This window comes from Xenorhabdus griffiniae (assembly GCF_001028135.1).
GTDB lineage: Bacteria > Pseudomonadota > Gammaproteobacteria > Enterobacterales > Enterobacteriaceae > Xenorhabdus > Xenorhabdus bakwenae.
The window spans coordinates 22,555-31,527 of the sequence record NZ_LDNM01000072.1 but is presented as its reverse complement, the minus strand read 5'-3'; the positions used below and the strand labels follow the sequence as shown (position 1 = coordinate 31,527).

Annotated in this window: 6 protein-coding genes, 4 tRNA genes and 1 pseudogene; 1 reads left to right on the top strand and 10 read right to left on the bottom strand. The window is 45.1% G+C overall.

From position 1 onward, the window contains the following. Positions 1-63: 63 nt before the first annotated feature. The 6 genes and pseudogenes from AAY47_RS14215 to miaB all read right to left on the bottom strand — a co-directional run. Positions 64-855 (bottom strand): annotated as a pseudogene (locus tag AAY47_RS14215) (glutamate/aspartate ABC transporter substrate-binding protein); the annotation flags it as partial. A 417-nt stretch (positions 856-1,272) separates the two neighbouring features. After that, entirely contained in the window at positions 1,273-2,802 is a 1,530-nt protein-coding gene (gene lnt, locus AAY47_RS14210; protein ID WP_047770797.1) for an apolipoprotein N-acyltransferase, read from the bottom strand. An 11-nt stretch (positions 2,803-2,813) separates the two neighbouring features. Beyond that, positions 2,814-3,692: a CNNM family magnesium/cobalt transport protein CorC gene (corC, locus tag AAY47_RS14205; RefSeq protein WP_047770796.1), complete on the bottom strand. Its 879-nt coding sequence runs from the start codon at positions 3,690-3,692 to the stop codon at positions 2,814-2,816. A gap of 70 nt (positions 3,693-3,762) precedes the next feature. Then, the gene (gene ybeY, locus AAY47_RS14200; protein ID WP_047770795.1) at positions 3,763-4,230 is read right to left on the bottom strand and encodes an rRNA maturation RNase YbeY; all 468 of its coding nucleotides are present in this window, start codon (positions 4,228-4,230) and stop codon (positions 3,763-3,765) included. Then, positions 4,227-5,204: a PhoH family protein gene (locus AAY47_RS14195; RefSeq protein WP_369813298.1), complete on the bottom strand. Its 978-nt coding sequence runs from the start codon at positions 5,202-5,204 to the stop codon at positions 4,227-4,229. Before AAY47_RS14195 ends, ybeY begins: the two co-directional genes overlap by 4 nt. A gap of 93 nt (positions 5,205-5,297) precedes the next feature. After that, positions 5,298-6,728, bottom strand: coding sequence for a tRNA (N6-isopentenyl adenosine(37)-C2)-methylthiotransferase MiaB (gene miaB / locus AAY47_RS14190; RefSeq protein ID WP_047770793.1), 1,431 nt, complete (start codon positions 6,726-6,728; stop codon positions 5,298-5,300). Positions 6,729-6,931: 203 nt separating this feature from the next. Between miaB and ubiF the strand changes: the two genes are divergently transcribed. Further along, a complete protein-coding gene (gene ubiF, locus AAY47_RS14185) occupies positions 6,932-8,119 on the top strand; it encodes a 3-demethoxyubiquinol 3-hydroxylase (RefSeq protein ID WP_047770800.1) in 1,188 nt (395 codons plus the stop codon). A 371-nt stretch (positions 8,120-8,490) separates the two neighbouring features. On the opposite strand, the gene AAY47_RS14180 is transcribed toward ubiF, so the two are convergent. From AAY47_RS14180 to AAY47_RS14165, 4 genes are all read right to left on the bottom strand, one after another. Continuing rightward, positions 8,491-8,565, bottom strand: a tRNA-Gln gene (locus AAY47_RS14180). A gap of 14 nt (positions 8,566-8,579) precedes the next feature. Beyond that, positions 8,580-8,656, bottom strand: a tRNA-Met gene (locus AAY47_RS14175). A gap of 41 nt (positions 8,657-8,697) precedes the next feature. After that, positions 8,698-8,772, bottom strand: a tRNA-Gln gene (locus AAY47_RS14170). A gap of 83 nt (positions 8,773-8,855) precedes the next feature. Beyond that, a tRNA-Gln gene (locus tag AAY47_RS14165) sits at positions 8,856-8,930 on the bottom strand. Positions 8,931-8,973: the final 43 nt, after the last annotated feature.

Below are 8,973 nucleotides of genomic sequence, written 5' to 3'. Positions count from 1 at the left end.
TAGTTCCGCACGTCCGGTTCTGAGGAGGGGGCTGTCTGGGTGACTGGACAGCTCTACTCACCCTTTAAACCAGCGATTAAACATTTTTTCTGCTTCACCGGAGGTTTGTGTTTTGACAATCACGTCATCAATTAATTTCTTGAATTGAAGATCATTTTTGCGCAGCATACAACCGTATGCTTCTTCCGATTGTGGTTTGCCAACAATGATCCACTGATCGGGTTTTTTCGCTTTCGCGCGTTCACCGGCGAGTAAGGCATCGTCCATCATAAAGGCAACAGCACGGCCTGATTCCAGGGTACGGAATGAATCACCGTGGTCTTTGGCACTGATGATACGCATTTTCATTTGCTTCTCATCATTGAGCTTATTCAACAAGATTTCAGAAGTGGTGCCGGAAGTCACAACGACATTTTTTCCTGCCAGATCATCAAATCCTTTGATGCCTGACTCTTTTTTGGTCAACAGGCGAGTGCCAACGGAAAAGATGGTATTGGAGAATGCCGCTTGTTTCTGTCGTTCAAAATTATTGGTGGTAGAACCACATTCAAAATCGAAAGTCCCGTTTTGTAGCAGGGGAATGCGGTTCTGGGAGGTAATCGGGATCAGCTTAATTTGCAAATTAGGCATATCCAGCTTTTTCTTAACGGCATCAACGATCAGGTTGGAATAATCCTGGGAATAACCAACGACGTTTTGTTGGTTATCGTAGTAAGAGAATGGAACAGAAGATTCTCGGTGTCCAACAACGATAATGCCATTATCTTTGATTTTTTTCAGTGTTCCTGTCAATTCCTCAGCATGAGCAGCCCCGACGGCGCTAAACAACATCATGGTTAACATCAATTTACGCATATACAGCTCCTTTATCTGGTCATTTTTTCGTGAAATTGAATTTTCTTACAGATAATTGTGTTTCTGCATGTTTCTACATAACTAAGACTGCCGAAACGATTTTTCTAGTTTCTTTGTTTATGCACTGTAAAAAAATAATTCATAATGTTACTTTTTTGAAAACATAATGTTTCTGTTTGCGACCCATATCGCACTATAAATAAACAACTTCATTTATGTGTGGTTAAAAAGTGAATAATATTGAATGGTGTTCACACTTTGCGCCATTTGAAATAATATTCTGTTTTAGCTGGCATTTTATGGTGAAATATGTGATGAATTTTGGCTATTTCGGTGATGAAATCGATAATTAAATAAAATCAGGGCATAAGTAATATGCCCTGGCCTCTATTAACGTAATGACAGGAAAATAGAAAATTAAGTTTTGCGGCGTTTTTTTATCAAAGCAAAGATGAAAAACAGAATGCTTGCTCCCCATATTGGCCAATTGCCGAAGCGAAAATAAGGTGTTACTCCTGTGGCTGGGGTGACTTTGGCTGCCAATACCTGTCGGGTAAATTGTGGAAGTTCAGCCTGAATGGAGCCATCCGGGTTAATTACCGCTGTAACGCCATTATTCGTTCCTCTTAGCAGAGGACGGCCTAGTTCAAGAGCGCGCATCCGTGCCATTTGGAAATGCTGCCACGGGCCAATGGAACGTCCAAACCAGGCATCATTAGAAACGGTCAGGAGGAACTCTGTGTCAGGTTTGAAATTATCACGTACCTGTTCACCCAAAATAATTTCATAGCAGATAGCGGCAGTAATATTGTGTCCGGCAACAGAAAGTTGAGGCTGGATGTAATGACCTTGACTAAAAGAAGACATCGGCAAATTGAATAAAGGTGCTAACGGCCGCAGTATTGATGCCAATGGCACAAACTCACCAAACGGTACAAGATGATGTTTGTCGTAACGGGTTAGCGCTGGGTACTGGTAAGGTATTTTATCCCCTAATATGATAATGCTGTTGTAGAATTTATAACCTTCCAACGTCGGTCGGGCATCTACGATACCTGTGATCAAACTAGTGTCGTGTTTCCTTAATACGGTATCCAATTTGGTCAGGAAATCACTCTGGTTGTATTCGTAATCGGGGATGGCAGATTCCGGCCAGATAATAATTGGCGCTTTACCCATGAAAGGGCGGCTGTTATCCAAATAGATATCCAGTGTTTTCCCAAGAACGGCGGGGTCCCATTTCATGGCTTGAGGAATATTACCTTGAACCAAAGCAATCTCAGTGGCTTTTTCTGGCTGTAGGGTATACCACGCAGAGTGCCTTATTGGCCACGGTAACAGCAGCAGGATAATGGCGAAGATAGCCGCCGAAATTTTTTTCTGGGTGACAGCAAAAACCAGCAATCCGCTGATCATCATAAGCAAGAAGGTAATACCTTCTACACCCAGAATAGGTGCAATAGCCTTCATCGGGCCATCAATCTGGCTATAACCAAATTGTAACCACGGAAACCCAGATAACACCCAGCCGCGCAAAAATTCGGTCAACTGCCACAGCGCTGGGCTGGCTATAACCAGCCTGAGGCTATTGGAGGCCGGAAAAAAGCGGTTCAACAAACCGGTAAATAAGGCAGGATAAAGGGCAAGATAGGCAGATAACAGGATCACCAAAAATAGATTGATCGCGGTTGGCATGCCACCAAAGTCGGCGATACTGACATAAACCCAGTTTGCGCCACTACCAAACAAGCCAAGGCCCCAGCATAAACCAATAAAGCAAGCCTGGCGGGTTGTTCTGTGCAAGGAAAGGATTTGCAGGCCAAAAAGGGAAACAAGTGCAGCAGGCCAGAAATCAAAAGGTGAAAAAGCCAGCGTTCCGCTGGCTCCGAAGAAAAGCGCCAGCACGGCACGTAACCGCTGGCAACTGATTAATGAGGCTTTGTTCATCCAGATCCTATTTATTGTTTATCAAGGCCAGGAACATCAGCATCATCCGGTATTTTTACATGAACCTGAATGATTTTACGGCTATCAGACATTGCCACTTTGAAAAGGTAGCCGTCAATGGTGATGGATTCCCCACGTGAAGGCAGATGCCCAAATGCCTGCATGACTAGTCCACCAATAGTATCAACCTCTTCATCGCTGAAATTGGTGCCGAAAACGTCATTAAAATCCTCAATTTGAGTCAATGCTCGCACTGAATAGGAATGGCGACTTAAGGCACGAATATCGTTATCATCATCATCATCGTATTCGTCTTCTATTTCACCCACGATCAGTTCAAGAATATCCTCAATGGTGGCCAGCCCCGAAACGCCGCCAAATTCATCGATCACAATCGCCATATGGTAGCGCTGGGAACGGAATTCTTTCAGCAGGCGGTCAACACGTTTACTTTCCGGCACGACAACAGCCTGACGAAGTACTTTACCAATACTGAAAGGTTCTGCATTTGTACGCATGAAGGGTAGCAGATCTTTCGCCATTAATATTCCTTCGATGTGATCTTTGTCTTCGCTGATCACTGGAAAGCGTGAGTGAGCTGAGTCAATAATAACATCCAGACATTCGTCCAGAGTTTGGTTGCGTTTTAAGGTAACGATCTGTGAGCGTGGGATCATAATGTCACGCACGCGTTGATCAGCAATATCTATGACACCTTCGAGCATCTCGCGGGTATCGGGATCGATTAGGTCGTTCTGTTCAGAATCACGGATCAGTTCAACCAAATCATCACGGTTTTTCGGTTCACCGTGAAAAAGCTGATTCAGAAGTGCAAAAAAGCCTTTCTTAGGGCCAGGGTTATCGTTACTTGAAGGATGGTCGTCGCTCATGGCGTTTTAATGAAAATTCCCCATATAAAATCGTAGATTATTATGTTTAACATAAAAATGTTGACAGTGGTTATTCTTTTTCCGAGAGATAGGGATCAGTATAACCCATTTTTTTTAGGATCTCTGTTTCCAGAGCTTCCATTTCTTCCGCTTCTTCGTCTTCTATATGATCATATCCCAGAAGATGAAGGCTGCCGTGAACCACCATATGTGCCCAGTGTTCTTCGACAGTTTTTTGTTGCTCCTCTGCCTCTTTTTCAACAACTTGACGACAGATAATTAAATCACCGAGTAAGAGTAATTCAACTTCAGGTGGAGCTTCAAATGGGAAAGATAACACATTAGTTGGTTTATCTTTCCCACGATAAGTGAGGTTTAAATCGTGGCTTTCTGCCTCATCGACCAGGCGAATAGTCACTTCACTTTCGGCCTGAAATTGTGGCAAAACACTTTCCAGCCAGCGTTGGAAAAGGGCTTCCTCAGGAAGCCCTCCGGGGTTTTCACATGCAATTTGCAAATCTAATATGACTGAACTCATTGTGCTTCCTGTTTGCGTTTCTCATTGAACGCTTTTTTGCGTTCCTGTTCCGCCGCTTCCCATGCTTCATAGGCGATAACCACTTTTGCCACCACCGGATGGCGAACAACGTCTTCACTATGTAAGAAGTTAAAACTTAGGTCATCAACATCAGATAAAACTTCTATTGCATGACTCAGGCCTGATTTTTGGCCTCTTGGCAGGTCAATCTGGGTTACGTCACCGGTAATGACTGCCTTGGAATTAAAACCAATGCGGGTCAGGAACATTTTCATCTGTTCAATGGTCGTATTCTGGCTTTCGTCGAGAATAATAAAGGCATCATTGAGGGTACGTCCACGCATATAAGCCAGTGGCGCCACTTCAATTACGTTTCTTTCGATCAGCTTCTCAACTTTTTCAAATCCCATCATCTCAAACAGGGCATCATAAAGCGGACGCAGATAAGGGTCGACTTTCTGGCTGAGATCACCGGGCAGAAAGCCCAGTTTTTCCCCGGCTTCAACCGCAGGGCGAGTCAGCAGGATACGGCGGATTTCCTGACGCTCCAGAGCATCAACCGCCGCAGCGACGGCTAAATACGTTTTCCCTGTACCCGCAGGCCCAACCCCGAACGTGATATCGTGATCAAGGATATTAGCAATATACTGTGCCTGATTGGGAGTACGGGGTTTTACAACACCCCGTTTAGTCTTGATATTGACGGCGTTGCCATATTCAGGAACGCTTTCCGCTGCTTGTTCCAGCACCCGGCTTTCAGTAATAGCGAGGTGAACCTGTTCCGGCTCAAGATCAGGTATTACGCCGCGTACCGGCGCGGTTTCGACATAAAGGTGACGCAGGATCCCTGCGGCCGCACTGACAGACAATGGTTTACCTGCCAGTTTGAAACGGTTATCACGGCGATTAATTTCAATACCCAAACGACGCTCAAGTTGTTTCAGATTATCATCAAGTGGTCCACACAGACTCATCAGACGTTGATTGTCAGCGGGTTCCAGAAAGATTTCTTGGGTTGCTACTTGTGGGTTTATTTGTGTCACTGATTATCTCTATGTTAGAGCCTGTTAAGGCTGATAAAAGCCAACGCCGAGTTCATCTTCCTTGCGAGTACGGGCAATGACTGATTCAGGTGACTCATGGATGCGCAGATCCATCTCATCTTCAGTACGGATGACTTTACCACGCAGGGAGTTGGCGTATACGTCAACAATTTCGACATCAACAAATTTGCCAATCATGTCAGGTGCTCCCTCAAAATTAACCACGCGGTTATTTTCGGTACGGCCAGCGAGTTCCATGATATTTTTGCGGGATGGGCCTTCTACCAGAATGCGCTGCGTGCTGCCAATCATTGCGCGGCTGTAGCTCATGGCTTGTTGGTTAATGCGCTGCTGGAGCAGGTATAAGCGCTGTTTTTTCTCTTCTTCACTAACGTCATCTGGCAAATCAGCTGCGGGTGTTCCCGGGCGCGCTGAATAGATGAAGCTAAAACTCATGTCGAAGTTAACATCAGCAATCAGTTTCATGGTTTTTTCAAAATCATCCTGTGTTTCACCAGGGAAACCGATGATGAAGTCAGAGCTTATCTGTATGTCAGGGCGTGCTTTACGCAAACGGCGAATAATGCCTTTGTATTCTAGCGCAGTATGGGCGCGTTTCATCAGGGTAAGAATGCGATCAGAACCACTCTGGACTGGCAAATGCAGGAAGCTCACTAACTCAGGGGTATCTTCGTAGACTGCAATAATGTCATCAGTAAATTCAATGGGGTGGCTGGTCGTGAAGCGGATGCGGTCGATACCATCAATAGCCGCAACCAGACGCAACAGTTCTGCAAATGTGCAGATACCGTTATCAAACGTTGCACCACGATAGGCATTAACGTTTTGACCAAGCAGATTAACTTCACGTACACCTTGCGCAGCAAGCTGGGCAATTTCGAATAAAATATCATCACAAGGACGACTGACTTCTTCCCCACGGGTGTAAGGTACCACGCAGAATGTGCAGTATTTATTACAGCCTTCCATGATAGAAACGAATGCGGTTGGGCCTTCTGCTTTAGGCTCTGGCATCCGGTCAAATTTTTCAATTTCAGGGAAACTGATGTCAACGACCGGGCTGCGGGTGCCTTTGACATGGTTAATCATCTCGGGCAGACGATGCAGGGTTTGTGGCCCGAAAATAATATCGACGCTAGGTGAACGCTGGCGAATGTAATCCCCTTCCTGGGAAGCAACACAACCCCCCACACCGATAATGATTTCAGGGTTTTTATCTTTCAGGCCCTTCCAGCGTCCAAGCTGGTGAAAGACTTTTTCCTGAGCCTTTTCACGGATTGAACAAGTATTCAGGAGTAAGATATCTGCGTCTTCGGCGACATCGGTTAACTGATAACCGTGAGTGGTTTCCAGTAAGTCGGCCATCTTGGATGAATCGTATTCGTTCATCTGACAGCCCCAGGTTTTGATATACAGTTTTTTTATTGTCGACATTTTGTGTATCCGGTGTTTCCAGTGGAATGATGCTTCAACACTGAAAAGCGCAATATATTGCACGTAGTGTATTTAGCATAATATTGTTGGCTATTGTAGTCATTTGAGGCACCAGTGACCAGACTGTAACAGCGGATATTCACAGTCGAAAAGGGAAAATTCCGGTAGACTATTTTAATCAATAAGTTAATGACGTGATGAATATGAATAATCCACAACAAAAATGCGATATCGTTGTCGTTGGTGCCGGTATGATTGGTGCGGCGACAGCATTGGGATTGGTGCAGGCAGGTTGGCGTGTTGCATTGTTGGAGCATCAGCCCCCTGCGCCTTATGATGCAGAGAGTGAACCTGATGTTCGTATATCTGCGATCAGCTGTGCTTCGGTGGATTTATTGAAACAATTGGGAGCATGGGAAAACGTACTGAGAATGCGCAGCGCTCCTTATCGAAAGCTGGAAACGTGGGAGCAAAGTGACTCGAACGTCATTTTCGATGCTGAAAGTTTGGGGCTGCCAGAGCTAGGGCACATGGTTGAAAATCGTGTCTTACAACTGGCATTATGGCAGGAATTTGAGCGTTATCCGAACCTGACATTGTTTTGTCCCGCTGTTTTGCAATCTATGCAGCGTCAGCATGAGAATAAAACGTGGCTGGTAACGTTGGAAGATGGCATGGAAATTGATACGCGGCTGATTATTGGTGCCGATGGTGCCCGTTCTCAAGTCCGTCAATTGGCGGGTATTGGCAGTAACGGGTGGCAATATCGCCAGTCATGTATGCTGATAACGGTCAAGACTGACCAGCCTCAACAAGATATAACCTGGCAACAATTTTTTCCTTCTGGTCCCAGGGCCTTTCTGCCGTTGTTTGAATCATGGGCTTCGTTAGTTTGGTACGATTCACCCGCCCGTATTCGTCAATTGCAGTCGATGACGATGGTACAACTTGAACGAGAAATTTTTCAGGCATTTCCTGCCCGCTTAGGTAAAGTTATCCCGATTGCTGCAGGTTCATTTCCACTGACCCGTCATCATGCCAGCCATTACGTACAAGAAGGGTTGGTTCTGCTGGGAGATGCGGCTCATACCATTAACCCGTTGGCAGGGCAGGGCGTGAATTTAGGCTATCGGGATGTTGATGTTTTACTCAAGGTGCTGACTAATGCTAAAGAATTGTTGGAAGAGTGGGATTCTTTGAGCGTTTTGATGCGTTATCAGCATCGCAGAATGCCGGATAATTTGATCATGCAAGCGGGAATGGATTTTTTCCATACCACATTCAGTCATGATTTGCCGGGATTGAAAACGGTACGAAATCTGGCATTGATGGCAGCACAGCGTTCAGGAGTCATGAAAAATCTTGCTCTGAAATATGCATTGGGGTTGTGATGGATATTGCTTCCTATTAGCCCCTTATGGGGCTAATCAGTGCAGGTCACGGATCACAGGTAATGCCAGGTTCGGCATCGGGGTATTTTTCCCAAAACGGGTTTAATGATGCAACGGATATTATTTTCATAAACGCATACCAGTCCCGATTTGGGACTTATGCCAGTCGCCAGTAAGCGTATTATTTTCACCCAGCCAATGCTATTGAATTAGAGAATGATTTATTTGCGATGATTGAAGTGGCTTGCATGGAGGATTTTGACGGCTGTAAAACAAAAAAAACCACCCTTAATGGTTGCGGGTACATCAAAGAATATTCTATCTGTATATTCTTTTTTAATATGTCATTTTAGCTGACATATTGATAAATCTGGCTGGGGTACCAGGATTCGAACCTGGGAATGCCGGAATCAGAATCCGGTGCCTTACCGCTTGGCGATACCCCAACTGAATTTTAAAATGGTGGCTACGACGGGAATCGAACCTGTGACCCCAGCATTATGAGTGCTGTGCTCTAACCAGCTGAGCTACGTAGCCATTTACGATAAACGTAATATTTTTGATAAATCTCAGTAAGATGGCTGGGGTACCTGGATTCGAACCAGGGCATGCCAGGATCAAAACCTGGTGCCTTACCGCTTGGCGATACCCCAACTGAGTGTTATCAATGCAGCCTCTGTTATCCTCAGAATGTGCAGTTAACCTTATATCGTTTTAACTTATTGTTCCAGTTAAATGGCTGGGGTACCTGGATTCGAACCAGGGCATGCCAGGATCAAAACCTGGTGCCTTACCGCTTGGCGATACCCCACCTGAAATAACACGCTAAAACTTAAAACCGTTATCAAAACACA

Excerpts from the sequence above, each read along its gene's own strand:
- miaB (WP_047770793.1), bottom strand. The coding sequence starts at position 6,728 with ATGTCGACAATAAAAAAACTGTATATCAAAACCTGGGGCTGTCAGATG.
- ybeY (WP_047770795.1), bottom strand. The coding sequence starts at position 4,230 with ATGAGTTCAGTCATATTAGATTTGCAAATTGCATGTGAAAACCCCGGA.
- AAY47_RS14195 (WP_369813298.1), bottom strand. The coding sequence starts at position 5,204 with ATGAGTCTGTGTGGACCACTTGATGATAATCTGAAACAACTTGAGCGT.
- lnt (WP_047770797.1), bottom strand. The coding sequence starts at position 2,802 with ATGAACAAAGCCTCATTAATCAGTTGCCAGCGGTTACGTGCCGTGCTG.
- ubiF (WP_047770800.1), top strand. The coding sequence starts at position 6,932 with ATGAATAATCCACAACAAAAATGCGATATCGTTGTCGTTGGTGCCGGT.
- corC (WP_047770796.1), bottom strand. The coding sequence starts at position 3,692 with ATGAGCGACGACCATCCTTCAAGTAACGATAACCCTGGCCCTAAGAAA.